The organism is Cognatishimia sp. 1_MG-2023 (assembly GCF_030548175.1).
In the GTDB taxonomy this organism is placed as follows: domain Bacteria; phylum Pseudomonadota; class Alphaproteobacteria; order Rhodobacterales; family Rhodobacteraceae; genus Cognatishimia.
Map to the genome: position 1 here is coordinate 121,620 of NZ_JAUORX010000004.1, position 25,487 is coordinate 147,106.

The window sequence follows — 25,487 nt, forward strand, 5'->3', positions numbered from 1 at the left end:
GTGACACATGAGCATCACCGGCGCTCTAAACAATGCACTCACGGGCCTATCCGCAAGCGCACGCGCGGCCCAAATAACGGCATCCAATCTGTCAAACGCCCTTACTCCGGGCTACGGCAGGCGCGAGCTAGACTTAATTTCGCAAGGCCAAGGCGCCACGGGCGGGGTTCGCATCACGGGCACAACCCGCCATGTCGATGCAGGGCTAATCGCGGATCGTAGAATGGCGGGTTCCAATCACCTAGAAGCCAGCAGCAAAGCCGCATATCACAACAAGCTCGAGCTACTTGTGGGACTTTCGGATGCACCCGGTAGCCTAAGCCAACGCTTTGCCGATTTCGAAAGTGCGCTCGTTGCGGCCAGTAGTCGGCCTGATGAACAAGTCAGGTTAGATCATGTTGCAACTGCGGCCGAAAAACTAACCGACCGTTTTCGCGACATCGCGACGGGCATCCAAGCGATGCGTGAACAGGCTGACACAAATATCAACCAAATGATCCACCAACTGAATGCCTCGCTAGAACAAGTCGAGAAACTGAACATTCAGATAACAAAGCTTCAAAACTCACCCGATGATGCCCTGTCCCTTCTCGACAGCAGGCAACGCGTTATTGACGATATTTCCAACATTGTCCCTGTGCGCGTCGTGGCGCGCGACAATGGCGCGGTTGCATTATTTTCGGCAGGCGGGGCCATCCTAATCGACGGTCCTGCGCCAACGCTGGAATTCACGCCAACGCCGACAATCGCACCACATTTTTCTACCGGAAACGGCCTGCTATCAGGAATATCCATCAATGGTCACGCGGTTAATGTTGACCCAAAAAATGGCCCGCTGATCGGTGGCGATCTGGCTGCACAATTCGCAGTTCGCGATGAGCTAAGTATCACCTCGCAAGCGACGCTAGATGGGCTAGCCCTTGATGTCATCTCACGCTTTCAGGACCCAGCGCTTGACCCCACACTTGGGGCAACAGATGCCGGTCTATTTACGGATCAGGGCAGCGCATTTGTCGCGGGTTCCGAAACCGGCATTTCAGGGCGTATTGAGTTAAATGCCCTCGTTTCTCAAAACGGTGCCGACGAAACATGGCGCATTCGAGCAGGCCTTGGTGCCGCCACTTCGGGTGCTACCGGCGATGCCACCCTGATCAACACGATGATTACAACTTTGGCAGATAGGCGCACGCCTGCCTCGTCGGAGTACGGTACCACCCCACAGTCGGTCGTTGGCTTGATCGGCAATCTATCCACCCGGTTTTCAACGGAAAAATATGCAACGGATCGAGAGTTGGGATTCCTATCAAACCAACTCACCACACTTGAAGAGCGTGAGTTGTCACTGGGTGTCGATAGCGATCAAGAAATGCAACGGCTTCTCTTGATCGAGCAATCCTATGCAGCGAATGCAAAAATGATCGAAACCGTTGACGAGCTCATTCAAACCCTGCTGAGGATTTAAAAATGCCTGTGACACATGTCGGCGATTTGTCTCGCAATTATATGTTCCGGGCTGAAAGTGCCCGCCTAAAGACACAGCTCACGCGCCTGACCCAAGAATTGTCTTCAGGCATAACAACGGACAAAACCGAGCATCTAAAAGGAAATCAATCGCTGATTTCCGCCATTGATCACGCGCTATCGATGTCATCAGCCTACGAGATTGCTGCCCAAGAAGCGAAATCGTTAGCGGATGCAAAGCAGACAGCATTTTCCTACATGCAAAATAACTTCTCGCAGTTTTCATCATCGCTTTTGGCGGCCGCGCAATCACAACAGCCTGTTGCCTTTGATACGCTTGCCCTGCAAGCCAACCAGAACTTTTCCAATGTAATCGCCAAACTCAACACTACAGTTGCAGGACGCAGTGTGTTCGCCGGGAATGCCACTGAAAGCGCAGCTATGGCCCAACCTGATGTAATATTGGCCGACTTACAGGCCGCTGTTGCGGGCAGCGTAACCACCGCAGATTTCCTGAACGCAATAGACAATTGGTTCTTCACCCCAGGTGGCGGGTTTGAAACCACCGGTTATATCGGTGCCACCGATGACCTTGATCCGTTGCCGATAGCCAAAGATCAAAGTGTTTCATTGTCACAACGCGCTGACGAAGATGGCATTCGGCAAATGCTACGCGACTTGGCGGTGATGGCCTTGTCAACTGATACAACGCTGGGCTTCAACGCACTTGAGCTGAAAAACATCACGACCGAAACTGCGGAAAGTACATTTCAAACGCAATCCAACGTCACTACAATGCGCGCAACATTAGGGTTAACGCAGGGCCAGATTGATCACGGCATTACGGCCCTCAACGCAGATAAAACTGCGCAAACTTTAGCGCGCAATGCACTTGTTGCCGTCGATCCATTTGAAACAGCTACTGAACTTGAAAACATCCAATTTCAGATGGAAGCGCTGTATTCAATAACCGCGCGGCTCTCTCGTCTATCTTTAACGGAGTATCTGAGATGAGCATTCGCCTAATCTTGACCATAGCATTCGCCATAACCTTCACACAGCTTCCGACCACCAGCTACGGATCATCAATCCGCATCAAGGATCTTGTGGAATTCGACGGTGTCCGCAGCAACGATCTTGTTGGTTACGGCCTCGTCGTTGGCCTGCGCGGCACCGGGGATGGACTCAGAAACTCGCCTTTCACCGAAGACATCATGGGCAATATTCTAGAACGCCTCGGCGTTAACGTCACAGGCGAGCAATTTCGCCCGAAAAACGTTGCTGCCGTTTTGGTCACTGGCGAACTGCCACCATTCGCGCGGGCCGGAGGACGCATCGACGTTACCGTTTCCGCGATTGGCGACGCCAAAAGCCTATTAGGGGGCACCCTGATTATGACACCTATGAATGCGGCAGATGGCCAGATTTATGCAGTCGCGCAGGGCACGGTTATCGCTGGCGGTGCTGTCGCCGAAGGCGAAGCCGAAACAGTTGTACAGGGTGTGCCAACATCAGGGTCTATCCCTGCAGGCGCCCGCGTTGAAAGAGAGGTTGATTTCAATTTCGCCTCCCTAACCACATTGCGGTTAGCACTACGTGAGCCGGATTTCACCACCGCCGAACGCATTGAAAAGGCGATCAATTCGTCCTTTCATCGCAGAATCGCCCTTATGCTTGATGCCGGCACAATCAAGATTGACGTAAATGCAGCTGGTGCACGCTCCCCAGCGCACGCGGTCAGCCGTATTGAAAACATCTCTGTTTCGCCTGAACGCCGCGCCCGCGTAGTCGTTGATCAGCGGTCCGGTACAATTGTCATGGGCGAAGACGTACGAATTTCTCGCGTTGCTGTGTCACAAGGGAACCTGACGCTTCGCATCCGTGAAACGCCGCTGGCGATTCAACCCAATCCTTTCGCTGAAGGCCAAACAGTTGTCGTCCCACGAACCAACGCCGAACTTGACGAAGATCCAGGCATCAAACTCGCCGAAGTGCCAGAGGGAACGTCGCTTAGCGAAGTCATCGCAGGCTTAAACGCATTGGGTGTATCCCCAAGAGATATGATCGACATATTGAAAAGCATCAAAGCCGCCGGGGCGCTTCATGCTGAATTTGTGGTGCGCTAGTTGGTGTGGTTAATCAAAAATAACCACGCACCAAGCTCTCAGAGATCAGCGCCCAGCCATCAGCAATCACAAAAAATGCTAACTTAAATGGCAAAGAAACCACGACGGGTGGAACCATCATCATACCCATCGACATCAAAACTGTTGCGACTACCAGGTCGATGATCAGGAATGGCAAATAGATGATAAACCCGATCTGAAATGCCCTAGCCAATTCCGACAGCAGAAAGCTTGGCAATAACTGCGCCAACGAAATCGGGTCAGTATCAGCAGGATTTTCAGGTCGCAGCGCAGAAATCGTTTCCAACGTTTCCGGATCAACACGGTTCAACATGAATGTCCTAAAAGGCTCAATAACAGCCTCAAAAGCAGCAGAGATTTCAATTCTTTTGTCCAAATAGGGCGTTATACCGTCGGCCCAAGCTGTCTCAAACACTGGTGCCATGATGAAATAAGACAGAAACAGCGCTAAGCTGACAATCACCATATTTGGTGGCGCTTGCTGCAATCCGATGGCCTGCCGTAAAATCGAAAGCACCGTCACGATAAATGGAAAGCACGTCACCATCATGGCCAGCCCAGGGGCGAGGCTTAGCAACGTCAATAGAACAAAAAGCTGAATCCCACGTGCCGTTATTGAGTTTTCCGCGTCAAAGGATAGCGAGACCTCTTGAGCATTCGCGATGGACGGCGCGGCTACGAGCGCGCACACAAACAGGGCGGCAATCCCTACTGCCATGAAACGACACATTTTAGGTATTCTGAAAATCAGCAATTTCAGTCAGGCGCACACCAAGTTGCCCCGCTTGATCCCCCTCGAGTTCTTCTAACTCGCCCCGGGCAATCAACCGATCGCCGACATACAGCTCAACTGGATCTTCAACGCGGCGATCTAATGGCAAGACGGCGTTTTGGTTCAAGGCCAAAAGATCACGGATCATAGGACGCGCCTTTCCGACCGAAATGATAATTTCCACCGGCACAGTCGAAAACACGCTGCCATCACCCAAGCCTTTACTATCAATCGTATCATGCATGCTTTAATTCCTTCTTTTCCAAGACAAACCCTCGGACCGCCTGCCCGATTTTTTCGCTCAAATTGGTGACATCGATTCTCTTTTCGGCTTCCCCGACCCTCCAACACACGGTGCCTGGCGGCAGATCAGAATCTGAAATGGCCTGCGTAGAAACGCCCTGTACTTCGGGTAAAATGCTATTAATCGCCGCTAGGTCGTGTTCATTTGCCGTCAGAGCAAACTCAGAACTCATTCCTGTGGCGGCAAGGCTTCGCAGCTCTTCAGCAAGGCGCAAACCCAATGTGCCGTGAACGATTTCAGGTAGTGCATGTTGCAGAATAATTTCTAAAACATCTTCGTATTCGGCAACCGCAGCGCTCTTTGCTTCGAAATACGTAAAGGTCAGATCCTGCAAATTCCGCGCCAGACTTGCGCCGATTTCACTTTTGTCATTCTCCATTGCACGCTGCGCGTCTTCCCAACCTGCTTTGTATCCCTCTTCAAAATTTTCACTGTTTCGCGGATCACCATCATCCGCCAACTCGCCAACAGCACCCGCAAATTCAAAGTCCTTTAGAAGGTGTGAAATAGACATCAGGCTTTTTCCTCCCCTTCATCCATCCATGATCGAAGGATTTCGATGGTCTCATCCTGACGCCCGCTGATCAGTTCTCTTAACCGTTCACCGGCGGTCTCTTGTTTTTCGATGGCCCCAGGAATGCTTCCATCCACAACTAAATTTGCTTCCGACGACGGTGATGCCCCCTCTCCAGCTGGAAGCGCGTTCAATGCCAAAGGAGAATCCGGCGCAGGTAACGCTTCTGGGGCGGAGGCTAGGATTGGGCGCAACACGAACAGTCCCAAAATCAGTGAAACCAGCGCCAACACCCCAATCTGGATAAACGATAGGACATCAACATTAGACATTTGGAACAAACCACCGCCAGACTCGGAACCTTGCAACAGCACCGGCTCAAACGGCAGAGATTTCAATGTAATTTTATCGCCGCGATCCGCATCAAAACCGACCGCAGATGAAACCAATTCCTCTAAAACCGCGATTTCCTCTTCAGGTCTCTGCGCAAAAACCACTTCGCCCGCGTCGTTCACAGACTGCGCATGATTAACCAGAACGGCCACGGTAACGCGGCGAATTTCGCCTGGTCCACGGGTGATTTGCCGCTCCGTTTCTGAAACCTCGTAGTTTACCCGTTCGCGACTTTCGCTATTCTCACTTGAGGATGAGTTGCCACCTGCGGCATCGCCATCCGGCAAGTTGGACGCAACAGTGACGTCAGCTCCCCCGCTATCTTTTGCATTGGTTTTCTTCTGCTCTGTATCCGTGCTAATCGCCACACGGCTTGCCGGATCGAAAATCCGTTCGCGAATTGATTCAGTCTCATTCACCAAATCAAGGCTGACCTCTACAACAGCATTCCCCTGCCCAACCCGCGCCTCTAACAAGCGTTGAACTTTCTGGCGCAAATCTTCGCTTCGATCAGTCCCAGCAGCGGTTTCCAATGCACCGTCATCTGCTGTGACCAAACCCGTCGCGCCATCAATCACCGCAACATCGTCAGGCGAAAGCCCTGCAACGGCCGAGGCTACTAGAAATTTCAGCGCACGCACCTGATTGGCGGACATACCGCCACCCGTCGTGTGGACAGTCACCGAAGCAGAGGCTTGCGATTGCCGCTGAAATGCGCCCGAATTTATCTGCGAAATGTGCACGCGCGCGCTTGTGATTTGCGAGCTTCCCGCGATCGTCCGCGCAAGTTCGCCTTCTTTTGCACGCCAATAAGCGGCATCAAACATTTGCGCCGTTGTGCCAAAACCAGACAGGCTATCCAAAAGTTCGTACCCTTTGGTTCCATTCGCCGGCAAACCTTCGCTCGCTAAAGTTAATCGAAGCTGATCTCGTTCTTTGGAATCAACATAGATTGCACCGGCACGAACATCATGCGCCACGCCGCGCTGTTCTAATGCGCGCACGACTTCACCGGCGGCACCTGGCTCAAGCCCATTATAAAGCAATGCCATACTCGGCGCGGCTGCCAGTCGCGCAATCATGAGGATCGCGGCGAAAACGGCAAGCGTACTAAAGATCGCTGTCAAACGCTGACGAATGCTAAGGGAAGACCAGAGGGCAATTAATGGCTGCACGAAAATTCTCCTGGGAATCAGACGTTCTGCCTGACTGTCGAACCATCTTTCTCGTATCAGCCTTAACAATCGGTTAGCTTCTGTACCCCAATATCCATCTTGTCCTAGACCCGAGGCAAAGATGACCGATACACCCGAAATTCCTGATGAAACCCCGCCAAAAAAATCTAAAATGCCTTTGATTTTAGGTGTTGTCTTCGCATTAGTCGGCGGCGGTGGTGGCTTTTTTGCCGCCCAAAGTGGGATCTTAGGGGGTGGTGAGCCCGCCGAAGAATCTGCCGAAGCACCCGAACCGCCCCTTGATCCGAACATCGCAGAAATCGCATTCGTCCCACTTGATCCGCTGATTGTTTCGCTTGGGCCACAAGCGCAAAACAAACATCTGCGTTTCAAAGCACAGCTCGAAGTGCCCATTCAATATCAAGCTGATGTGCAAGGTATTCTGCCACGCATCACTGACGTGTTGAACAGCTACCTTAGGGCTCTACGCCCCATGGACATCGAAAAACCCGATGCCTTGATCCGACTGCGGGCCCAGATGCTGCGACGTATTCAAATTGTAACCGGCACGGGCCGCGTCCGAGACTTGTTGGTCATGGAATTTGTACTGAATTAAGGGAAATAAATGGAACTAATTGCAGATATTTTTCTCGTAGCTGGCGCCTTAGGTGCCGGGCTTTATTGTTACATCCTGTCTCGACGACTGTCGCGCCTCAACGATTTGGAAAACGGCGTTGGTGGCGCTGTTGCCGTCTTATCAGCGCAGGTTGATGATCTAACCAAAAGCCTAGCTGATGCACAACAGGTGGCCGCTGCATCACAAGACAACTTATCCGATGTAACAGGCCGTGCAGAAGACGCCGCGCGCAAATTAGAACTGATGCTGGCGTCAATGCACGACCTAAACGAACGCGAAAACGCGCAGCACAAACCTGCGCCTGCCGAACCCATTTTTTCCCGACGCGCAGTTGAGTAGGAAAATTTATGGCAAAATCACGTAAGATCAGGCGCCCATTGCGCCGCCGTGGAAGTTTAGCGTTAATCGCAATGTTTCTATTCTGCTCTGCAGCCATGCGGCTGGGCATTGGTGTGAATCAAGCCATGGCAAAAGCACCTGCCGCAGGGGAAGACCTGATCACAGAAACACCAGCTGTTAACTGTGAGCCACCGAAAGATATCGCCACGGTGCTTAAGGCATTGAAAAAACGCGAGGATCGCCTAACAGTCAACGAAGAATCGCTCAAGGATCGGATGCAAGCACTCGCGGTTGCTGACACGGTGGTAGACCGAAAAATGGCAGAACTGATCGCAGCCGAAGAGCGGCTGCAACAAAGCATTTCGCAAGCCGAAGTTGCCTCAGAAAACGACATTTCCAAATTAACGGCCGTGTATGAAAACATGAAACCGGCAGAGGCCGCAGCCTTGTTTGAGGAAATGGATCCCGACTTTGCCGCTGGCTTCCTAAGCCGCATGCGCCCAGAGGCCGCCGCCGGTGTGATGGCCGGGTTAACCCCAACCAGTGCGTATACAATTAGTGTCGTTTTAGCCGGGCGAAATGCAAATGTTCCGAAAGAATGATGCCAAAAGACAGGGTTTGTTAAGGCACCTCTGAAACACTAGCCCAAACAGTCACGTCGGAGGTCCAGCATGATCGGCATTGTCGGAATTGCTACAATTTTCGTAATGGTTTTTGGGGGCTATCTCGCCGCAGGCGGCAAGATGGGTATTATCCTAAAATCATTACCATTTGAAATGATGATGATCGGCGGCGCCGCCGCCGGCGCCTTTCTGATCAGTAATGATATGGCATCGGTAAAACACACGCTCAAAGATGTGGGTAAAGTGTTCAAAGGCGCGAAATGGAAGCACGATGATTATAAGGATCTGCTGTGCTTATTGTTCGAACTCATTCGATTGGCCAAGCAAAATCCAGTCGCCATTGAAGAGCACATCGAAAGCCCACAAGACTCTTCCATTTTCGGCAAATACCCTAAAATCCAAGCGGATAAAGAATCCGTCGCATTAATCGCGGATACCATGCGATCTGCGTCTATGAATTATGATGATCCGCATCAGGTTGAAGAGGTACTTGATAAACGGATGGAGGCATCAATGCACCATGCGATGCACTCAAGTCATGCACTGCAAACCGTAGCTGACGGCCTGCCTGCCCTTGGCATTGTTGCAGCCGTTCTCGGCGTTATCAAAACCATGGGGTCCATTGATCAACCACCAGAAATTCTAGGAAAACTGATCGGCGGCGCCTTGGTTGGTACCTTTCTTGGTGTTTTTCTGGCCTACGGGCTGGTTGGCCCTTTTGCGTCAAAGGTCAAAACAGTCACCGAAGACGATGGTCATTTTCACCAGCTTATTCGCGAAGTCCTGATCGCCAACCTCCACAATCATCCGCCAAATATCTGCATAGAGGTCGGGCGCCAAAACACGCCGTCACATTGCCGGCCCGATTTTGCAACGCTGGAAGAGGCCCTAAAAGAAGTCAAAAAGGATGCGGCATGACGCTCAAAACTGCACTCATGGCTGCATGCGTGGCACTATTAACGACCGGCGCTTCTGCAAAAACGCTGACCCTAACGGCGGGTGACCACAAAGATTTCACCAGAATCGTGGTCCCGCTGCCTACTCCAAATGCAAAATGGACGTTATCCGAAACAAACCAAGGCTATTCTTTGTTCATGCCTGGCGAAAATATCCAATTTGACCAGTCAAATATCTTCCGCAAAATTTCGCGCGAACGGCTATCTACTGTTCAAAATGGCAAAAGCGGTCAATTGGTATTCGGCCTAGGCTGCAACTGTGAAATTTCTAGCTTCCTATGGCAGGACCGGTTCCTAATTTTGGATATTAGAGAATCCCGTGAAAAGCCTCGCCAAGCAAAGGCACAAAACCCCTTTCGAATTACTGTGCAACCTCAGCAATCGCTAGAAATTACAGGCCTTTACTCTGGTGGAATTGAAGTTGAGCAACCAGAATTCCGGTTACCCCTGGCGGCAAAGCCGGGACCTGCCACAGGTTCATTGGAATTCACCAATTCACTGCAAAGAAAGAACTTAAAATCAGAAAAAACCGCCCTTTTAAACGGGGTATTAAAAGCAACTTCTCATGGTTTGCTTACGCCACAGAAAATTCCGGCTGAACAACGCAAAACTGATGTAGCACAAACCACGGTTTCTGCTGAAAAGTCAGCCAAGTCTAGGTCAGATCCATTGAAAAACCTGAGCGTTCGCAATGTCGTAGATCAAGAATTTGAAACAGCCCGTGCGCACCTAAGTGCACAACCTGCGCGCCAGTGTATTTCAGATAGCAGGCTAAATATTGCAAATTGGTCAAATGGCGATCCTTTCGAATTGCAAATCGCTGGCGCGCGCATGAAACTGGTCGACGACCTTCAAGAGCCAAGCCCAAACGCCGTCGTGTCATTGGCAAAAACCTACATTCACTTCGGTTTTGGCGCCGAAGCCGTGGCAGCATTATCCATACTGGAACCTCCGGTTTTGGATAGCGAGGCGTTATCCGTCATTGCCAGAACGATCGACGGCTATGAAACATTTGGCCAAAATCCATTAATCGGCATGCAAGAATGCGCCACAGCTGCTGCGATGTGGGCCTTGTTATCCAGTCCGAGTGGCCCAACCAATATAAACGTGAACACAAACGCAGTGTTAACCGCATTTCTCGACCTGCCTATCGAGCTTCGGAATACAATCGCAGGACCGTTAAGCCAAAAGCTAATTGCCGCGAATGAAGAAGCAACAGCGCGACAAGTTCTACATATGAATAACCAATATGGTGCAGAACCCAGCGCCGAAACTGACCTCGCGCAGGCTGAAATTGAGTTAACAGCAGGAGAGTTCGAAGCCGCAGAGCCCATTTTGCAAGACATCGCATCGCAATCGTCCGGCTCCTCACCAACGGCATTGGCTCATTTGATAACCACCCAGTTCGAAAATGGCACGGTGATTGACCCAGAACTCGCCGCCATTGCCGATGCCTTTAGCATTGAATACCGTGATCTAGAGGAAGGGCCGTCTATCCGGCATGCCCATATTCTCGCACGCGCATCCAATCAGGAATACTTCAAATCATTTCAATCGCTTACAGAGTCTCGCGATCTTGATGACGCAGAACTTTGGACAGATGCCTTACAAAAGATCACGCTACATACGACGCAAAATAGTACCAACGAAACATTCTTACGCATTGCTTTGAACGAGTTAAGCGACAAGCGCAGCTATCTAAATCCAGAAACGGTTAACGCGGTCGCGCAACGGCTTCACCTTTTAGGTCTGTATGAAGAGGCCGCAAATTTTGCAGCCCTCGGGGCCGAAGGTGCAATTGGCCGGGATCGCCGATTGCTACGCGCAAACATCAGCTTAGCGGCCGGAAACCCCAAACAAGCAGAGGCACATCTGCTAGGACTTAGCGGCGAAGACGTCGATGAATTGCGCGCCCAGGCTCGGTTGGCGGCGGGTGATCTTTCAAAAGCGCAGGATATTTATGCCTCGTTAGGAGCAACAGATGCCGCGGACAAATTGGCGTGGCGCAATGGGGATTGGCCCGGATTGCAACATGCAGAGCAACCGCTTTACCAAAAAATCGCAAATCTTATGCTGGCAGATACCTTTGCTTCAGATAATAGCGCTGCCCCAACTCTGGCTGAAAACCGCGCTCTGTTAAAAACAAGCGAAGACACACGCCGAAATCTAGATGAGATCTTGCAGGGCTTTCAATTTGCCTCAGCGCTTCGTCAAGAAAACTAGAATTTAGCAATAACAGTTACGAATTCGAAAGGGTTTCACACCAAAGATGAACGCATCAGCAGAAAGCCGATGACGCATTATGAAATTCTTTCGCCTTACTTTTAGCTTCGTGATTTGGATCACACTTTCCGTCAGCGGCGCAGCGACAAGTACCGATACATCCGAAATTTGCGATCAATCAGCCCGAACAGCAGCGCGCGAAACTGATGTACCGGTCAAAGTATTGTTAGCCATCACACGGGTCGAAACAGGCCGCACACAGAACAACGTTCTGCGTCCCTGGCCCTGGACCGTAAACATGGAGGGCAAGGGTGTATGGTTTGCCGACAGGCAAAAGGCACTGGAATACACCCGCACGCATTTTCAAAACGGCGCACGCAGTTTCGATATGGGGTGTTTTCAAATCAATTATCGCTGGCATCACACTGCGTTTTCTTCGCTCGAGAATATGTTCGATCCCTATGCAAATGCGATCTACGCCGCGAATTTCCTAAAGTCTCTTTACCAAGAAACCGGAAATTGGTCCGAAGCGGCCGGTGCCTACCATTCGCGCACTCCAAGTTTCGCCAAGAAATACTCTGCAAGATTCGAACAGGTCTTAGCAAACGTCAAAATCCCAAAGGCCCAGCCAGCAATCAAAACAACCAAAGTTCGCTTAAATAACTTCCCACTTCTACAGGGACAGACACAACCATCTGCATTGGGCTCGCTCATGCCAACGCAAAGCAATGCGGCCACGCCGTTTTGGAAAGGGTGACAATGGACATCGCGCAATCCACCAATCGCCTAAATCCCACAATTCTGCTGGCGCTCGCCCTGATGGCAATCATCGTTATGATGATTTTACCGATGCCCGCGTGGATACTGGACGTAGGATTGGCCGCCTCTTTCGCATTGGCCATTCTCATTTTCACGATTACACTTTTTATTGAAAAACCCGTCGATTTTTCATCATTTCCAACCGTGCTTTTAGCAGCCCTCATGCTGCGACTGTCGCTTAATATCTCATCAACAAAGTTGATCATCGGCCAGGGCCATACAGGCACGCAAGCGGCCGGCCACGTTATCGAAGGCTTCGCCAACTTCGTCATGAGCGGCAGCGTCTTTCTGGGCCTTGTCGTATTTTGCGTCCTACTCATCGTTAACTTCATGGTCATCACCAAAGGCGCCGCCCGCATGGCCGAAGTGGGCGCACGCTTTGCCCTAGATGGTATGCCCGGCAAACAAATGGCAATCGACAGCGATGTCTCAGCCGGGGCAATTGACCACAACGAAGCACGTCGTCGACGCGAAGCTGATCAAATGGAAACAACATTTTTCGGCTCGCTTGATGGTGCTTCGAAATTTGTAAAAGGCGACGCAGTGGCGGGCCTGCTCATCACACTTTTGAACTTGGTGATGGGGTTGTGCATGGGGCTCTTTGTGCACGGCATGCCTGCTCAGCAAGCTTTTGAAACATACGCGATTTTAACGGTTGGCGATGGCTTGGTTACACAAATCCCCGCCGTCATCATTTCCATCGCATCCGCTTTACTACTCGCCCGCGGCGGCGCTAAAGGCGCAACAGACCTGACCCTCGTGACCCAACTCGGTGGACACCCGGCCGCGCTTTCAACGGTTGCCGTTTTGATGATCGGCTTCGCAATGGTACCCGGCCTCCCCTTCTTGCCCTTTAGCGTCGGTGGCCTGGCACTTGGGGCAATCGCCTATCACATTTACCAAAAACGCAAACACGCACAGCAACAGGGCGCGCCAGTCGAGACGCCCGTTCTCAATGATAACACCATGGGTGATGTGCTCGCCCTTGACGACATTCACCTAGAATTTGCACCTGATTTGATCGACCTTGTGGTTGATCCCGGCACCGGATTAGACGCGCGCATCACCAGCATGCGGAATCATGTCGCCACCACATTCGGTTTAATCCTTCCTGAAATCCGGCTAACCGACAATCACAGCCTATCCAGCGGCACCTACACCATTCGCATCCAAGGCGTTGAACAAACCCGCGCGCAACTATTCCGCAACAGGGTCCTGGCCCTGCTACCCGACGGCGACATCGACCTGCCCGATGGCACCGATGTCAAAGAACCGGTCTACGGTGCACAGGCGCGTTGGATCGATCAAGCCCACCAAGAAAAAGTCGTGCTATCGGGCATCACCGTTGTCACTTCTGCCGAGGTTCTCGCAACGCATTTGCTAGAGGTCATCAAACAAAATTTCGCACGTTTGCTAACGCTCAAGTCCCTGCAAACTCTACTCGACGAAATGACAACCTTAACCGATGCACGACGTGCCGCCGCCAACAGAAAGCTGTTGGACGAGCTGGTGCCAGACAAAATCACCATCGAACTATTACATCGCATTCTACGCATGTTGCTCGAAGAACAAGTCTCTATCCGAAACCTCCCGCTGATCATGGAAGCCATCGTCGAAGCACGCCAGCCTCACGCCCGCCCCGAGGCGATTTGTGAACACGTGCGTCAAAGACTGGGCTTTCAACTGGTTGCGGAAATGCGCCGGGATGACGGAACCATCCCATTGGTACAACTCGTGCCAGAATGGGAAGAGAACTTTTCCAACTACGAACTGGAAAACGATGCGGGCGCAGTTGACGTCGCCCTGCCACCAGACCTGTTCCATGGCCTTGCCAGTGCATTGGCAAAATGCCTCTCTGACCTAAGCGACAAAGGCATCGTTCCCGCTGTCGTCACGCCAAGCCGACGCCGCCGTTTCATCCGCTCCGTCATGTCCGCCAAAGGTATTTCAAACCCGGTTTTGTCTTTCGAGGAAATCGGCCTAGAGGCCCGGCCAGCCCTTGTTGGTGTGGTTAAGGTTCATGAATGAGGCGGCGCAAATCTGGGCGGATCTCCAGCTCCAATTTTGGGGTGCGGCTACCGTTTTCTATCGCATAGGCGCGGCGGTTTCGATGCTTCCGGGATTCGGCGAATCCAGCTTGTCGGTGCGCCTAAAGCTTTTGCTCGGAATTGCATTAACCATAGTTATCACGCCAACGCTTGGTACCACGGCACGCGTTGAACCTTCTATCTGGTTCATCTTTTCAGAAACGGCAATTGGTTTGATGTTTGGCATCGGCGTACGCCTATTTGTCTACACCCTGCAAACGGCCGGCGCGATTGCGGCCAACACCACGTCCTTGGCGCAACTGTTCAGCCAAGGGCAAGAAACACAGCTACCAATCATTTCACACACATTGCACTGGGCTGGTCTTGCGTTGATTTTCCACGCTGGCGTCCACCTCACCTTTATCGGTTATCTGATTTCTAGCTACGCGCTCTTCCCAATCGGCGAACTGCCCCTTGCCGCTGACACAAGCGCTTGGGGAATCAAACAAATCTCTCACAGCTTTGCACTAGCGCTGCAACTGGCCCTACCCTTTGTGGCCATCTCAATGCTCTACAATCTAGTTCTTGGTGTCATAAACCGCGCCATGCCACAGCTCATGGTCGCGCTCGTCGGCGCACCGTTCATCACCGGGGCAAGCCTTGTCCTGTTGGCAATTTCCTCCCCATATTTACTAGGCATTTGGCTGTCTGCACTCACCAATTACCTAGCATCCCCCATGTAGAGCCCCGTCATGAGCCAAGACGAACCAGGTGGAGAAAAGCCACACGAACCCAGCCCGCGAAAACTGCAAAAAGCCCGCGAAAAGGGCGAGTTCGTCCGCTCCCCGGATCTGAACGTTGCGGCGTCTTACCTTGGGTTTCTTGTGGTCGTAACGGCACTTGGCCCCCAAGCGATTTCGTCCCTTGGTTCCATCCTAACCGGCTACTTGGCCAACGCCGATCAACTGGCGGCAAACAACTTTGTCCTCCACAACAAAACGATGTTCCTGCAAATCATACCGCCACTCAGCACCGCCGTATCCCCCTGGTTTCTCGGTCCGTTTTTTGCAGTTTTACTGTCCATAATTGGCCAACGGGCGTTTGTCGTCACACCATCCAAACTCAAAATGCGAGCATCACGAATAAACCCCATCTCGAATGCCAAAAACAAATACGGCCGCACGGGGATATTCGAATTCGCAAAAAGCTCCTCAAAACTTCTGATTTATTGCATCTGCCTTGCTGGTATTTTGGCTTCCAGCCTACCCATGATCCTGACGGCCCAACAATTAAGCGGGCGCATCGGAATTCCAATCATCATGGGGTTGAACATTCACTTACTCACCGTTGTGGCCTGTGTCGCGATTATGATCGGTGTGGTGGATTATATGTGGCAATACTTTGAACACCACAGGCGCCAGCGCATGACGCGCAAGGAACTGACAGACGAAGCCAAAGAAGCCGAAGGCGACCCGCATTTCAAACAAAAACGCCGCCAAAGGGCGCAGGAAATCGCCTCACGCCACATGTTGGCCGACGTTGCAAAAGCCGATGTGATTGTGGTGAACCCAACCCATTTCGCCGTGGCGCTAAAATGGGACCGCAATAAAAAAGAAGCCCCCCGTTGCGTGGCCAAAGGCACCGACGAAGTCGCTGGGCGCATCCGCGAATTGGCGCAGGAAAATGGTGTACCCATCCATTCAGATCCGCCAACCGCACGCGCGCTCTTTGCCGAAATCAAGATCGGCGACCAAATCGCGCTTCGCCATTTCGAAGCCGTCGCAGCGGCGATCCGCTTCGCCGATTCCATGCGCAGCAAACGGTGGCGGACCTCATGAAGCAGGACGCATTCGCACGGTTACAACAGGTCGCCACCCTGAAATACCAACGGGATCAACGAAGCTTTGCAGAACAAGCCCAACGCGAAACCGACTTGCGGCTAAAGATCAAACAGCTAAACGATCACGAAAAATCCACCAACTTAACTGTTCCGGCCATTGATCCATTTGCACGCAGCGGCGCGATCTTGCCCTGGCAATCCTGGGTCGCAAAATCACGAAACCAGCTAAACATTGAACTGGCACAAGTCTTGGCCCGCAAAGAATCCCTGCGCGGTGCATTGCAAAAAAGCTTTGGGCAAAAAGAAGCACTCGCCGCCCTGAAACGGAAAGAGGCCGCTGCCAGAAAACGGCAAGCGGCCTCTCGGTTGCTAGGCTAACGGCGCTTATTAAACGTCTTGCCGCGCAATATCCAAAATCAAAATATCCGTCACAACGTCGCCCATAATCGTCTGCCCGACATCCATCAGCGACCGCCGCAAGCGATCCAATATTTGCGTATCCGTAAAGGCACCACTGAACCCACCTAGATTGGCATGATCAAACATCACCTGTAAAAACGCGTCCCGCAATTTCGGTTCACGATTAAACACCGCTTCTTTCTGGCCCGCGACCACTTCAAGGCTCAGAGAAACCACAACCAAGGACGCCACCACCTCATCTTCGACTACGGGTATGACAAATTGATTGTTCATTTTGACAAATTCTTTGGTCGCAATGTCTTCGGGCGTCTCTTCCTCTTCCGGCTTATGCGCAACTTTGGTTTCGGCCCCCTCTTCGTCCCCACAGGGATGAATGCTGACCTCCTCCACCGGTTTTTGCGTCATCAGCCCCGCGCCGACGCCAGCGCCAACACCGACAAATAATAAAATTAAAGGCAACAAAAGCTTCATGACAACCTCTTAAAATGGAAGAATTCTATCTAAAACCTGCAAGCCAACACGCGGCTGCTGCATATCCGAAATATGCCCACGGCCCCCATACGACACCCGCGCAGACGCAATCTTGTCATAGGTAATCTCGTTCCGGCGCGAGATGTCTTCAGGCCGCACAAAACCGCTAACCACCAATTCGCGCAGCTCATTGTTCACGCGCACTTCTTGCAATCCAGAGATCGAAAGCACCCCGTTTGGCAAAACCTCTACCACAGTCGCAGCCACACGCAGCGCCAGCTTTTCCTTACGCGACACAGATCCATCGCCTTGGCTCGCGCTGGACGAGGTCAACCCAACCGCTTCGTCCATACTGGCACCTTCGGGCAGCTTGCGATCTATCCGTTGCGGAATGCCAAACAGTTGCGGAACCGACAGGTTTTCTGACCCACTCCTGCTACGAGAACTGGCATTTGAAATCTCGGCCTTTTCATCAATTTCGATGACAACCGTCAGAATATCGCCACGCCCCATAGCCCGACGATCCCCCAGCAACGAAGACCGCTGCTTGCTCCACAACGAGGCATTATCGCGATAGCTATGCTTAACCGTTTCGCGCGGCAGCCCGGGGGACAGCATCGCGCGATGCTCTGTCGTCTGAATGCTTTCCGAAAACGGCGGCGCACGTCCAATGTGGTGGTCATCCGCACAACCCATCAACACAACGGCCAACCCCACGATCATTAACCTTAATCGTTGCATACCGGCCTCCTCAATGTTGCACCAAAATGCTGCGGTCAGGCCGAACCGTGCCCACCACAGTGGATCGCGACGACAGGTTCATCACCCGCAACACCTCGCCCACAGCACCGCGCCCCATCGCGCGCCCATCGGTTAAAATCTCTAGCCCTGCGCTTTGGTAAATCAGCTGCACAACCTGATTGCGTTCAATCACGGCAGGGGCACCAATATCCTCTGCGCGAATGGCGCGCCCCGGATACAAAGCCACGCGCGCCTCCATGCCGACGACGTCTGACAAGGCCGACAGGCCACCCCGCAAATCCTTTTTCACCACAGCCACCATGTCTTCGGTGATAACGCTGCGCGGGCGAATGGCAGAGGTTGGCACCACACTTTCGGCGGATACAGCGCCAGCCATCAGCATCCAAATTATCGTGATAATACCCCGCATCACCGCACCTGCGTCGTTGCGCCAAGCATTTGATCCGCCGCCGAAATCACCTTGGCGTTCAACTCATAACCGCGCTGCGCCTCGATCAATTCCGTTACCTCGCGCACCGCATCCACAGAGCTGTCCTCAAGATACCCCTGCCGTAACGTACCCAATCCATCGACGCCCGGCGTCGAAACAATCGCATCCCCAGAGGCTTCGGTCGCCGCAAACAAATTGCTCCCTAATGCCTCAAGCCCCTTCGCATTGGCAAAACCAGCAAGGTTAAACTGCCCCAACAATTGCCCCGCAACTGCGTCCTGAAAATAGGCATAAACCTCACCCTCGGCGTTTATCGACAAGCTCCGCGCATCCGTCGGAATCACAATTTCCGGCGCAACGGGATAGCCATCCGAGGTCACGATTACCCCCTCCGCATCCCGCTTTAACGCGCCATCGCGTGTGTAGGCCGTCTGCCCCGACGGTAGTGTAACCTCCAGATATCCGCCGCCATCCACGGCAACATCCAAATCACCGCCCGTTTGCGCCAACGATCCCTGCGCCAAATGCACGGTCACTGCCGCTGGCCGCACACCCAGCCCCAGCTGAACACCGGTCGGCAAAACCGTCCCGTCCGACGCACTCACAGATCCCGGTCGGTTCATCTGTTGGTAATGCAAATCTGCAAACTCCGCGCGTCGTGCGTTGTAGCCCGTGGTCGACATATTCGCGAGGTTGTTCGAAATCGTTTCAACCCGCATTTGTTGGGCACTCATGCCCGTCGCAGCAATTTTCAGAGCACGCATAGCGGCCTCCTTCAGTTAACGAAGTAATGATTGAAGCGCCGTCCGCTGGCGCTCATTCTCAGAATCCAAAAAGCTTTGGCCCATCTCATAAGACCGCTGAACCTCGATCATCCGCGTGATCTGGTCGATCGCATCCACGTTTGATCCCTCGACAAAGCCCTGCTTGATCTTGCCAACAAGGCTCGCCTCATACCCATCCGGCGCGTCCATCAACACGCCCTCTGCGCGGTTCAGTCGCGTCGGATCATTTGGCAAAAACACACCCAATTGTCCGATCAATCGGCCATTCGAGCTGATCGAGCCATCTTCGGACACCATCAAATTATGCGCATCCGGCGGAATGAAAATCGGCGCTTCCCCAACATCCAACACCCGATGCCCCTGCGGCGTCACCAAATCCCCGTTGCTGTTTGGCGAGAAATTCCCGGCCCGCGTTAACCGTGGTCCCTGTTCTGTCTCGACAAGGAAAAAACCATCGCCTTCGATCGCAAAATCGAACGATCCACCGGTTTCCGTCAAACTGCCCTGCACCATTGATGACATGGCAATGCTGGCCGTCGCCATCGACAACGATTCACCATCCTTCACGCGCTGCACATATTCGGAAAACACCAAGCCCTGCTGGCGAAATCCAGTTGTGGCCGCATTTGCAATGTTGTTGGCGACGATATCCATCTCGCGCATCAACCCGATCTGCCGGGTCAGTGTCGTATAACTGCCTGCATCCATGTTCAGCCTCCTGCCATCAAAGGCACCAATTGATTCTGGAAAAGCGCGACCAAAGTGCCGGTCATGAAATCCATCGACACCCAAAACACGCCAATGATCGCCAATAATTTTGGCACAAAGGTTAACGTCATCTCCTGAATCGACGTCAGCGCCTGAAACAACCCAATGACCAAACCGGCCACCAAAGCCACGGTCAGGATAGGTGCAGAGATGATCGTCGCGACCCATAAAGACTGCCGCAAGATGTCAAAGAATTCCGGGTCCGACAGCATCAGACAGGCATCCTTAAAATTTCTTGATAGGCCTCAACCACACGGTCGCGTATGGTCACGGCGGTTTCCACCGCCAGCTCTGCCTGTGACAACGCATGCACCAGCGAATGCTGATCCGCCGATCCAGTCATCGCGCTCAACGATGCCTGCTCGCCTGCACGCACAGTCGTGGCCAAATCGTGAACCATATCTCGGAAATACGTGCCCGGACTAATCGCCTCTTGCGGTTCAGTTGCTGGGCGCAACGCCGTGTATCGTTGGGCAGCATTCAAAGTTGAAATATCCATTCTGGATGTCCTTTCAGTCACTTACCGACGCAACAGGTCCAGCGCAGCGCTGGACATCTGGCGAGTTTGTTCAAAAATTTTCAGATTTGCTTCGTAGCTCCGCTGCGCCTCTCGCGCGTCAGCAAGCTCAATCAATAGCTGCACATTCGACCCTTCGTAGTGGCCGGTTTCATCAGCCAGCGGATGCCCCGGGTCGAAAAACATGGTGCCTTCAGTGTCATCCAACGACACTCGACCAAGGTGCACCCCATCCGCATCCGCCTGAAACGAAACGGTTTTTCGGCGATACCCCGGGGTATCTGCATTGGCGATATTCTCTGAAAGATGACGCAAGCGGCCAGCCTGCGCCCTTAGCCCGCTGGACGTAATGCCCAGGGCTTGGCTGAGGTCAGTCATAAGAACCCTTCTGGTTATCTCCGGCCGAGGCTAATCCGCAGGAGGTCGAGCGATGATTTATAGATGGCAAGCGCGCGATCATGGTCATGTTTGATATCGACCGCGCGCAGCATTTCCCCTTCAAGCGAAACGGTATTCCCGTTCGGATCAGGGCTTTGGCTTTGATCAATCAGCACCTGCGGGCCATTTCCGACCACAGAATTTAGATGTTTATGTCTGCTTGAATGCGGCCCATCAGCAGCGCTTTGGCTGCCATTCAAAAAGCTTTGAAATGAAACAACGCGCCGCGCCGCATAACCCGGCGTATCGGCGTTCGCCATATTGCGCGCCACGACATTTTGCCGGGCCGTCGCATGTGTCGACAGTGATTGCGCAATTCTAAAAACGTCAATGTTTCCAAACATCGGGGCTTCTCCCTCGTGTGTATAAGGAAGGCTTAACGGTGATTCCTTTAGAAAGTCTTTTCAGAGACATGAGGAGGACCACATGCCCCACGACGCCCTAGATTGCCTGCGCGCAGCCATTCAAGACATCCCCCACACACAAGATATTGGTCGCGTTTCCGCGGTAGAGGGCAACATCTTGCGTGCCACAGGGCTAAACACGGTCGCACGCGTTGGCGATCGCGTGCATCTATCCCGCCCAGATATGCCAAATCTTCTGGGTGAAATTGTACAAATTCACGCCGAAGATATTTCAATTTTGCCGGAATTTTCTCCGATGGGCATCAGCATTGGCGCCCCCATTGTTCTGGATGGCCCCGGCGAAATCGCCCCGTCCGAGGGATGGATCGGCCGTATCATTGATCCTGATGGCAATCCGCTTGATGGCAAACCGCTGCTGCGCGGCAAAAATCTGCGCCGCCCCCAAGGCTCCCCGCCCCCTGCGGTAGAGCGACGCAAACTTGGCGCTCGCATCCGCACCGGCCTTGCCGTTTTCAACACGCTTCTTCCCATCGTCCGGGGTCAACGCATCGGCCTGTTTTCTGGGTCCGGCGTCGGAAAATCCAGCCTGCTCGGGCAACTCGCCCGCACGATGGATGCGGATGTGGTTGTCCTGGCACTCGTCGGGGAACGCGGCCGGGAATTACAAAGTTTTGTCACCGATGTTTTGGGGGCAGAGGGCATGCAAAAATCAGTCATCATCGCCGCCACTTCGGACCAATCCCCAATCTTGCGCCGCCGCTGCGCCCTTTCCGCCATGGCCGTGGCCGAACATTTCCGCGATCAGGGTAAGCACGTGTTGTTTCTAGCGGATTCGATCACACGCTTCGCCGAAGCTCATCGCGAAGTCGCCAGCGCTGCCGGAGAGCCACCATCGCTGCGCGGTTTTCCCGCCTCAACCTCGCACGCGATCATGTCACTGTGCGAACGCGCCGGCCCCGGTATTTCAGGAACAGGCGACATCACCGCAATTTTTTCCGTTCTGGTCGCCGGGTCCGATATGGAAGAACCCATCGCTGACATTATGCGCGGGGTATTAGATGGCCACGTTGTTCTAGACCGCGACATCGCCCAGCGCGGCCGTTTCCCCGCAATTGACCTGCTGCCATCTGTGTCGCGTGCTTTACCCGCTGCGGCAACGGATCAGGAAAACCAAGTAATCACCCAGACCCGACGATACCTAGGGCTATACAATCGCTCCGAAACGATGATCCAAGCTGGGCTATACGTCCCCGGCAGTGACCCAGAGCTTGACCTTGCTGTCAAAGCATGGCCCGAGCTGGATCAATTCATCGGAACAGCCGAGACTGGGAAAATCGACGACAGTTTTAAGAAACTTGATTTGATATTTCGTCGCCTCGGCGGAAACGGCGGACTTTCATCCACCAAGCCCCCTAATAACCTGCCCTAAGACAGCAAGCTTAGGGCAATCTGCGACCCGTTCATGGATTGCCCGCTCTGCAATTGATCCATCAATAGAAACCGTTGGATCAACTTTTCGCGCAGGTCGGGATCAGCGAAATCTGCAATCTCTTGCGTGCCAAATATCTGTTCGCTGCGCTCTTTGAACACCTCAAGTTGCTGATCAATGTCGATACGGCTGAACGAGGTTGGCAAGGCAAGCGCACCTTCAAATACGCGTCGCATCGGGGGTTGCCCCATCATGGAAAACCAACGCGCGGTGTCGGATTCTGAATTCGTCGCCAACGTATCCAACTCACGCTCTAAATTCAGGCTAAGCCGCAACGCTTCATTCTGCGCACCTACTGCCGCTTCGAACGACCTAGCCTCATAAGCCTCGATAATCTCATCCGGAAAATACGACAATTCCGTTCGAGGCGTAGCAAAATCACCAAAGCCAAAGCTTTTTGCAAAGGCCAAATATCGTTTATCAGACAGCTTGTTGGCCAGTGCCGATGGCTCAATTGTACCCTCTTCCAGAATCTGCTGAACAAACGCTTTGGAATTGATGTCGTCTTGTAAACCAAAGGCCGTCAGCGCCACGCCCAATAGCCGACGATCCGCCACCAATTGTTCAGCCGTCTGTACCTGGCCAATCGCCTCGCGGAAATAATCCGCATCCCGTTGAATAGATGGCGATTGATTGAAAGCCTCTGTTTGGCTTTCCAACGTGCGGCTTAAGAACGTCCAGCCAACATAACCAGACAAGGGAACAACCGGCTGAAAGCTCATGAAAAACTCGCAGCCAGCAATCGGTCCTCGCGTGGCAACAATGCACGCAGTGCTTTCAGGCACATATAGTATCGCTGTTCGACCAACGCCGTTGTCGCAGATGCTAGAAAACCGCGGCTATCTTGGTCCGTCAACACTTGGCTAAGCTCCTCGATGCGGCACAATAATTGCTGGCTGGTCTCCTGCGGGTCTGCATCACCTGACAGCACAAGCTGCGCCAAGTAACAGGCCCGCCGTACGGGCGTTTTGGCGTCAGTGGGATGAATAGCATCCCGCAAGCGCAGTATATTCGCGTTTGGTGTCACAATGGCCAATCGGCCACGCCGCTCTCCGTTTTCAATGACAGCGCCATTGATCAACACCCGTTCTTTCGGGCTGAGTTTTAAGATTAATCCGCTCATGGCGCCTCACTTCGGTGGCGTAATCCCTTAAGGATTGCCACATTAATTTCCAAAAGGGGCCGAACCGAGGATGAACCGTCTAGAACTTTATGCGTGTGCTGCTGCGTGAACTCCGCCAAATAGAATATCTGGGCGCGCAACTCCTTTGGTAAAGCATTGTCTTTGTCAGCCACATCCGTGGCCAAGACTGTCCAAAGCTGCATATTTTCATGTAGCGCTTGGGCTAAATCCGCAAATGCGGTGTTTCCCTTGCGTGCGGCGTCCCGCAGCCGATGTGTGATGCCCGCCATAACATCATATTCCGTATGTCGCGCGGGGCGTAAAAAGGGTGCAGGGCGTGCGTAGCCACGCTGGGCACGGGATTGCAAATTCACGGTCTTTCCTTCCTGATCCGGTCATATTGGCTAAGTGTACGGGGCACGCCAAAACGCGCCCCGCGATCTTAATTAGCCACGGAACAGTGACAGGATGGATTGCGGCGCCGAATTCGCAATCGATAAGGACTGGATCGCCAGCTGTTGCTGGGTTTGCAGTGCCTGTAGTCGTGCAGAGGCCTCTTCCATATTGGCATCAACCAATGCGCCAATCCCCGATTTCAAAGAGTCCGTCAGACTTGAAACGAAATCAGATTGAATTTCGATCCGCCCTTCGGATGAACCAAAGGCCGCTGCAGCATCAATTGTCGTGTCGATCAATGCCTCGATCGTTGCCAGTGCGGTCGTTGCACCACCCGCAGATGACACATCAATGCCAGCCATCGTACCAAGGCCACCAGACCCCGCATTGATGAACTGACCGCTGACGGAAATGTCGTTAGCCGTACCATTGTTGAACAACAGCTGGCCGGGGTTAGCACTGTCATACGATACTTCGAGATCGGCACCACCACCGTCAGAAATGCCAAGCCCATCAATGGCAGCTTTCAATGCAACGGCCGCAACATCGCCCGGCGTTGATGTACCAGACACATCATCCGCAGAGATCGTATAAGACACCACATTGTCATCAATTGTCAGGACGATCTTATCACCCTCAACCAAGGCAGTACCTTGACCAATGTCGATGTTGTTGGTTGTCGACCCGGCGTCCATTGAGAAACCGATGCGATCCTCTGCAGCAGATACGCCTGTACTACCGGTAAACGCGTCTTTCGTGACATAACCGCCAGTCGACAAATCTTGTCCTGTTACGGTGATAGATGATGCCGTCACACCACCTGTCGAATCCCGATCCAAAGAGGCCAGAACATCAACAGAGGCGTTTGTCCCATCCACCAGGTTCAACCCATTGAACTGCGCCGCCGAAACAACCGATTGAATTTGCTCTTTCAACGCGGTGACGTCGTCATTCAGCTTTGTTCGGTCAACGTTATCTTCTTGGGCTGCAACGATCTTACCTTTCATCTGGGTCAAAAGATCGGTCACAGTTTCCGACGCATTACGCGCAACTGAAACGGTCGATTTACCCAAATTCAAGCTTTCAGAGATCGACTTAAACCCCTGAACATCGCTTTCCATCACTTTCGAAATCGCCCACATCGCAGAGTTATCCGCGGCCGAGCCAACACGTTTACCTGTAGAAATCTCAGACTGCACACCAGCCAGATTTTGGTTGATAGAGCGAAGAGTTTGCAGCGCGACCATTGCGCTATTGTTTGTCAGAATGCTGGACATCGCATTTCCTTAATAT

General features: G+C 52.8%; 31 protein-coding genes. 14 read left to right on the plus strand and 17 right to left on the minus strand.

The window, feature by feature from the left end:
* Window positions 1-7 precede the first annotated feature (7 nt).
* From flgK to Q4544_RS08245, 3 genes are read left to right on the plus strand one after another with little or no spacing between them, the layout of a single operon-like run.
* Window positions 8-1,462 carry a flagellar hook-associated protein FlgK gene (gene flgK / locus Q4544_RS08235; RefSeq protein ID WP_303505231.1) on the plus strand — a complete coding sequence of 485 codons (1,455 nt, stop codon included), beginning with the start codon at window positions 8-10 and terminating at the stop codon, window positions 1,460-1,462.
* Between the two features lie 2 nt (window positions 1,463-1,464).
* The gene (locus tag Q4544_RS08240; protein ID WP_303505233.1) at window positions 1,465-2,475 is read left to right on the plus strand and encodes a flagellin; all 1,011 of its coding nucleotides are present in this window, start codon (window positions 1,465-1,467) and stop codon (window positions 2,473-2,475) included.
* Window positions 2,472-3,587, plus strand: coding sequence for a flagellar basal body P-ring protein FlgI (locus Q4544_RS08245; RefSeq protein WP_303505234.1), 1,116 nt, complete (start codon window positions 2,472-2,474; stop codon window positions 3,585-3,587). The genes Q4544_RS08240 and Q4544_RS08245 overlap by 4 nt, the downstream gene beginning before the upstream one ends.
* 13 nt (window positions 3,588-3,600) lie before the next feature.
* Here the strand turns inward: Q4544_RS08245 and fliP are convergent, their stop codons facing one another.
* From fliP to fliF, 4 genes are read right to left on the minus strand one after another with little or no spacing between them, the layout of a single operon-like run.
* Complete coding sequence (gene fliP / locus Q4544_RS08250; protein ID WP_303505236.1) at window positions 3,601-4,326, minus strand: flagellar type III secretion system pore protein FliP; 726 nt, start codon at window positions 4,324-4,326, stop codon at window positions 3,601-3,603.
* 13 nt (window positions 4,327-4,339) lie between these two features.
* Window positions 4,340-4,624, minus strand: coding sequence for a FliM/FliN family flagellar motor switch protein (locus tag Q4544_RS08255; protein WP_303505239.1), 285 nt, complete (start codon window positions 4,622-4,624; stop codon window positions 4,340-4,342).
* Window positions 4,617-5,198, minus strand: a complete 582-nt coding sequence (locus tag Q4544_RS08260) for a hypothetical protein (protein WP_303505240.1) — start codon at window positions 5,196-5,198, stop codon at window positions 4,617-4,619. Before Q4544_RS08260 ends, Q4544_RS08255 begins: the two co-directional genes overlap by 8 nt.
* Window positions 5,198-6,766, minus strand: coding sequence for a flagellar basal-body MS-ring/collar protein FliF (gene fliF / locus Q4544_RS08265; RefSeq protein WP_303505241.1), 1,569 nt, complete (start codon window positions 6,764-6,766; stop codon window positions 5,198-5,200). The genes Q4544_RS08260 and fliF overlap by 1 nt, the downstream gene beginning before the upstream one ends.
* Window positions 6,767-6,887: 121 nt before the next feature.
* Here fliF and fliL point away from each other — a divergent pair, with 121 nt between their 5' ends.
* The 10 genes from fliL (at window position 6,888) to Q4544_RS08315 (ending at window position 16,608) form a co-directional block, all read left to right on the plus strand.
* A complete protein-coding gene (gene fliL, locus Q4544_RS08270) occupies window positions 6,888-7,382 on the plus strand; it encodes a flagellar basal body-associated protein FliL (protein WP_303505242.1) in 495 nt (164 codons plus the stop codon).
* Between the two features lie 9 nt (window positions 7,383-7,391).
* Window positions 7,392-7,742 (plus strand): hypothetical protein, encoded by a 351-nt coding sequence (locus tag Q4544_RS08275; protein ID WP_303505244.1) that lies wholly within the window; start codon window positions 7,392-7,394, stop codon window positions 7,740-7,742.
* Between the two features lie 8 nt (window positions 7,743-7,750).
* On the plus strand, window positions 7,751-8,344 hold the full coding sequence (locus tag Q4544_RS08280; protein ID WP_303505245.1) for a MotE family protein: 594 nt from the start codon (window positions 7,751-7,753) through the stop codon (window positions 8,342-8,344).
* Between the two features lie 69 nt (window positions 8,345-8,413).
* Entirely contained in the window at window positions 8,414-9,283 is an 870-nt protein-coding gene (gene motA, locus Q4544_RS08285; RefSeq protein ID WP_303505247.1) for a flagellar motor stator protein MotA, read from the plus strand.
* On the plus strand, window positions 9,280-11,544 hold the full coding sequence (locus Q4544_RS08290; RefSeq protein ID WP_303505249.1) for a hypothetical protein: 2,265 nt from the start codon (window positions 9,280-9,282) through the stop codon (window positions 11,542-11,544). Before motA ends, Q4544_RS08290 begins: the two co-directional genes overlap by 4 nt.
* 79 nt (window positions 11,545-11,623) lie before the next feature.
* Window positions 11,624-12,301, plus strand: a complete 678-nt coding sequence (locus Q4544_RS08295) for a transglycosylase SLT domain-containing protein (protein WP_303505251.1) — start codon at window positions 11,624-11,626, stop codon at window positions 12,299-12,301.
* A 2-nt stretch (window positions 12,302-12,303) separates the two neighbouring features.
* The gene (flhA, locus tag Q4544_RS08300; protein ID WP_303505253.1) at window positions 12,304-14,391 is read left to right on the plus strand and encodes a flagellar biosynthesis protein FlhA; all 2,088 of its coding nucleotides are present in this window, start codon (window positions 12,304-12,306) and stop codon (window positions 14,389-14,391) included.
* Window positions 14,384-15,133 carry a flagellar biosynthetic protein FliR gene (locus Q4544_RS08305; protein ID WP_303505255.1) on the plus strand — a complete coding sequence of 250 codons (750 nt, stop codon included), beginning with the start codon at window positions 14,384-14,386 and terminating at the stop codon, window positions 15,131-15,133. Before flhA ends, Q4544_RS08305 begins: the two co-directional genes overlap by 8 nt.
* A 9-nt stretch (window positions 15,134-15,142) precedes the next feature.
* Window positions 15,143-16,228 (plus strand): flagellar biosynthesis protein FlhB, encoded by a 1,086-nt coding sequence (locus Q4544_RS08310; protein ID WP_303505257.1) that lies wholly within the window; start codon window positions 15,143-15,145, stop codon window positions 16,226-16,228.
* Window positions 16,225-16,608, plus strand: coding sequence for a hypothetical protein (locus Q4544_RS08315; RefSeq protein ID WP_303505258.1), 384 nt, complete (start codon window positions 16,225-16,227; stop codon window positions 16,606-16,608). The genes Q4544_RS08310 and Q4544_RS08315 overlap by 4 nt, the downstream gene beginning before the upstream one ends.
* 9 nt (window positions 16,609-16,617) lie before the next feature.
* Here Q4544_RS08315 and Q4544_RS08320 read toward each other — a convergent pair whose 3' ends face one another.
* Genes Q4544_RS08320 through Q4544_RS08360 form a run of 9 tightly spaced genes read right to left on the minus strand, consistent with a single transcriptional unit; the run spans window position 16,618 to window position 21,165 of the window.
* Window positions 16,618-17,121 carry a flagellar basal body-associated protein FliL gene (locus Q4544_RS08320; protein WP_303505260.1) on the minus strand — a complete coding sequence of 168 codons (504 nt, stop codon included), beginning with the start codon at window positions 17,119-17,121 and terminating at the stop codon, window positions 16,618-16,620.
* A 9-nt stretch (window positions 17,122-17,130) separates the two neighbouring features.
* Window positions 17,131-17,862: a flagellar basal body L-ring protein FlgH gene (gene flgH / locus Q4544_RS08325; protein ID WP_303505262.1), complete on the minus strand. Its 732-nt coding sequence runs from the start codon at window positions 17,860-17,862 to the stop codon at window positions 17,131-17,133.
* A 10-nt stretch (window positions 17,863-17,872) separates the two neighbouring features.
* Window positions 17,873-18,292, minus strand: a complete 420-nt coding sequence (flgA, locus tag Q4544_RS08330; RefSeq protein WP_303505264.1) for a flagellar basal body P-ring formation chaperone FlgA — start codon at window positions 18,290-18,292, stop codon at window positions 17,873-17,875.
* Complete coding sequence (flgG, locus tag Q4544_RS08335; RefSeq protein WP_303505266.1) at window positions 18,292-19,077, minus strand: flagellar basal-body rod protein FlgG; 786 nt, start codon at window positions 19,075-19,077, stop codon at window positions 18,292-18,294. Before flgG ends, flgA begins: the two co-directional genes overlap by 1 nt.
* Window positions 19,078-19,092: 15 nt before the next feature.
* Window positions 19,093-19,806, minus strand: coding sequence for a flagellar hook-basal body complex protein (locus tag Q4544_RS08340; RefSeq protein WP_303505268.1), 714 nt, complete (start codon window positions 19,804-19,806; stop codon window positions 19,093-19,095).
* Between the two features lie 2 nt (window positions 19,807-19,808).
* On the minus strand, window positions 19,809-20,078 hold the full coding sequence (locus Q4544_RS08345) for a flagellar biosynthetic protein FliQ (RefSeq protein WP_303505270.1): 270 nt from the start codon (window positions 20,076-20,078) through the stop codon (window positions 19,809-19,811).
* Window positions 20,078-20,365, minus strand: a complete 288-nt coding sequence (gene fliE, locus Q4544_RS08350; RefSeq protein ID WP_303505272.1) for a flagellar hook-basal body complex protein FliE — start codon at window positions 20,363-20,365, stop codon at window positions 20,078-20,080. Before fliE ends, Q4544_RS08345 begins: the two co-directional genes overlap by 1 nt.
* A gap of 21 nt (window positions 20,366-20,386) precedes the next feature.
* Window positions 20,387-20,761 carry a flagellar basal body rod protein FlgC gene (gene flgC, locus Q4544_RS08355; protein WP_303505273.1) on the minus strand — a complete coding sequence of 125 codons (375 nt, stop codon included), beginning with the start codon at window positions 20,759-20,761 and terminating at the stop codon, window positions 20,387-20,389.
* Between the two features lie 14 nt (window positions 20,762-20,775).
* Window positions 20,776-21,165, minus strand: a complete 390-nt coding sequence (locus Q4544_RS08360) for a FlgB family protein (protein ID WP_303505275.1) — start codon at window positions 21,163-21,165, stop codon at window positions 20,776-20,778.
* Between the two features lie 82 nt (window positions 21,166-21,247).
* Here Q4544_RS08360 and Q4544_RS08365 point away from each other — a divergent pair, with 82 nt between their 5' ends.
* Window positions 21,248-22,615 carry a FliI/YscN family ATPase gene (locus Q4544_RS08365; RefSeq protein ID WP_303505277.1) on the plus strand — a complete coding sequence of 456 codons (1,368 nt, stop codon included), beginning with the start codon at window positions 21,248-21,250 and terminating at the stop codon, window positions 22,613-22,615.
* On the opposite strand, the gene Q4544_RS08370 is transcribed toward Q4544_RS08365, so the two are convergent.
* The 4 genes from Q4544_RS08370 to Q4544_RS08385 all read right to left on the minus strand — a co-directional run bounded on the left by Q4544_RS08370 (window position 22,612) and on the right by Q4544_RS08385 (window position 25,471).
* A complete protein-coding gene (locus Q4544_RS08370; protein ID WP_303505279.1) occupies window positions 22,612-23,397 on the minus strand; it encodes a DUF1217 domain-containing protein in 786 nt (261 codons plus the stop codon). The two genes, Q4544_RS08365 and Q4544_RS08370, sit on opposite strands and share 4 nt — an antisense overlap.
* Window positions 23,394-23,798 (minus strand): flagellar biosynthesis repressor FlbT, encoded by a 405-nt coding sequence (gene flbT, locus Q4544_RS08375; protein WP_303505281.1) that lies wholly within the window; start codon window positions 23,796-23,798, stop codon window positions 23,394-23,396. The genes Q4544_RS08370 and flbT overlap by 4 nt, the downstream gene beginning before the upstream one ends.
* Complete coding sequence (gene flaF / locus Q4544_RS08380; RefSeq protein WP_303505283.1) at window positions 23,795-24,172, minus strand: flagellar biosynthesis regulator FlaF; 378 nt, start codon at window positions 24,170-24,172, stop codon at window positions 23,795-23,797. Before flaF ends, flbT begins: the two co-directional genes overlap by 4 nt.
* Window positions 24,173-24,244: 72 nt before the next feature.
* Window positions 24,245-25,471 (minus strand): flagellin, encoded by a 1,227-nt coding sequence (locus Q4544_RS08385; RefSeq protein ID WP_303505285.1) that lies wholly within the window; start codon window positions 25,469-25,471, stop codon window positions 24,245-24,247.
* Between the last annotated feature and the right edge of the window lie 16 nt (window positions 25,472-25,487).

What these genes read in the sequence shown, in the direction of transcription:
- flgK (WP_303505231.1), top strand. Translation starts at nt 8, where the DNA reads ATGAGCATCACCGGCGCTCTAAACAATGCACTCACGGGCCTATCCGCA.
- Q4544_RS08240 (WP_303505233.1), top strand. Translation starts at nt 1,465, where the DNA reads ATGCCTGTGACACATGTCGGCGATTTGTCTCGCAATTATATGTTCCGG.
- Q4544_RS08245 (WP_303505234.1), top strand. Translation starts at nt 2,472, where the DNA reads ATGAGCATTCGCCTAATCTTGACCATAGCATTCGCCATAACCTTCACA.
- fliP (WP_303505236.1), bottom strand. Translation starts at nt 4,326, where the DNA reads ATGGCAGTAGGGATTGCCGCCCTGTTTGTGTGCGCGCTCGTAGCCGCG.
- Q4544_RS08255 (WP_303505239.1), bottom strand. Translation starts at nt 4,624, where the DNA reads ATGCATGATACGATTGATAGTAAAGGCTTGGGTGATGGCAGCGTGTTT.
- Q4544_RS08260 (WP_303505240.1), bottom strand. Translation starts at nt 5,198, where the DNA reads ATGTCTATTTCACACCTTCTAAAGGACTTTGAATTTGCGGGTGCTGTT.
- fliL (WP_303505242.1), top strand. Translation starts at nt 6,888, where the DNA reads ATGACCGATACACCCGAAATTCCTGATGAAACCCCGCCAAAAAAATCT.
- Q4544_RS08275 (WP_303505244.1), top strand. Translation starts at nt 7,392, where the DNA reads ATGGAACTAATTGCAGATATTTTTCTCGTAGCTGGCGCCTTAGGTGCC.
- Q4544_RS08280 (WP_303505245.1), top strand. Translation starts at nt 7,751, where the DNA reads ATGGCAAAATCACGTAAGATCAGGCGCCCATTGCGCCGCCGTGGAAGT.
- motA (WP_303505247.1), top strand. Translation starts at nt 8,414, where the DNA reads ATGATCGGCATTGTCGGAATTGCTACAATTTTCGTAATGGTTTTTGGG.
- Q4544_RS08290 (WP_303505249.1), top strand. Translation starts at nt 9,280, where the DNA reads ATGACGCTCAAAACTGCACTCATGGCTGCATGCGTGGCACTATTAACG.
- Q4544_RS08295 (WP_303505251.1), top strand. Translation starts at nt 11,624, where the DNA reads ATGAAATTCTTTCGCCTTACTTTTAGCTTCGTGATTTGGATCACACTT.
- flhA (WP_303505253.1), top strand. Translation starts at nt 12,304, where the DNA reads ATGGACATCGCGCAATCCACCAATCGCCTAAATCCCACAATTCTGCTG.
- Q4544_RS08305 (WP_303505255.1), top strand. Translation starts at nt 14,384, where the DNA reads ATGAATGAGGCGGCGCAAATCTGGGCGGATCTCCAGCTCCAATTTTGG.
- Q4544_RS08310 (WP_303505257.1), top strand. Translation starts at nt 15,143, where the DNA reads ATGAGCCAAGACGAACCAGGTGGAGAAAAGCCACACGAACCCAGCCCG.
- Q4544_RS08315 (WP_303505258.1), top strand. Translation starts at nt 16,225, where the DNA reads ATGAAGCAGGACGCATTCGCACGGTTACAACAGGTCGCCACCCTGAAA.
- Q4544_RS08320 (WP_303505260.1), bottom strand. Translation starts at nt 17,121, where the DNA reads ATGAAGCTTTTGTTGCCTTTAATTTTATTATTTGTCGGTGTTGGCGCT.
- flgH (WP_303505262.1), bottom strand. Translation starts at nt 17,862, where the DNA reads ATGCAACGATTAAGGTTAATGATCGTGGGGTTGGCCGTTGTGTTGATG.
- flgA (WP_303505264.1), bottom strand. Translation starts at nt 18,292, where the DNA reads ATGCGGGGTATTATCACGATAATTTGGATGCTGATGGCTGGCGCTGTA.
- flgG (WP_303505266.1), bottom strand. Translation starts at nt 19,077, where the DNA reads ATGCGTGCTCTGAAAATTGCTGCGACGGGCATGAGTGCCCAACAAATG.
- Q4544_RS08340 (WP_303505268.1), bottom strand. Translation starts at nt 19,806, where the DNA reads ATGGATGCAGGCAGTTATACGACACTGACCCGGCAGATCGGGTTGATG.
- Q4544_RS08345 (WP_303505270.1), bottom strand. Translation starts at nt 20,078, where the DNA reads ATGCTGTCGGACCCGGAATTCTTTGACATCTTGCGGCAGTCTTTATGG.
- fliE (WP_303505272.1), bottom strand. Translation starts at nt 20,365, where the DNA reads ATGGATATTTCAACTTTGAATGCTGCCCAACGATACACGGCGTTGCGC.
- flgC (WP_303505273.1), bottom strand. Translation starts at nt 20,761, where the DNA reads ATGACTGACCTCAGCCAAGCCCTGGGCATTACGTCCAGCGGGCTAAGG.
- Q4544_RS08360 (WP_303505275.1), bottom strand. Translation starts at nt 21,165, where the DNA reads ATGTTTGGAAACATTGACGTTTTTAGAATTGCGCAATCACTGTCGACA.
- Q4544_RS08365 (WP_303505277.1), top strand. Translation starts at nt 21,248, where the DNA reads ATGCCCCACGACGCCCTAGATTGCCTGCGCGCAGCCATTCAAGACATC.
- Q4544_RS08370 (WP_303505279.1), bottom strand. Translation starts at nt 23,397, where the DNA reads ATGAGCTTTCAGCCGGTTGTTCCCTTGTCTGGTTATGTTGGCTGGACG.
- flbT (WP_303505281.1), bottom strand. Translation starts at nt 23,798, where the DNA reads ATGAGCGGATTAATCTTAAAACTCAGCCCGAAAGAACGGGTGTTGATC.
- Q4544_RS08385 (WP_303505285.1), bottom strand. Translation starts at nt 25,471, where the DNA reads ATGTCCAGCATTCTGACAAACAATAGCGCAATGGTCGCGCTGCAAACT.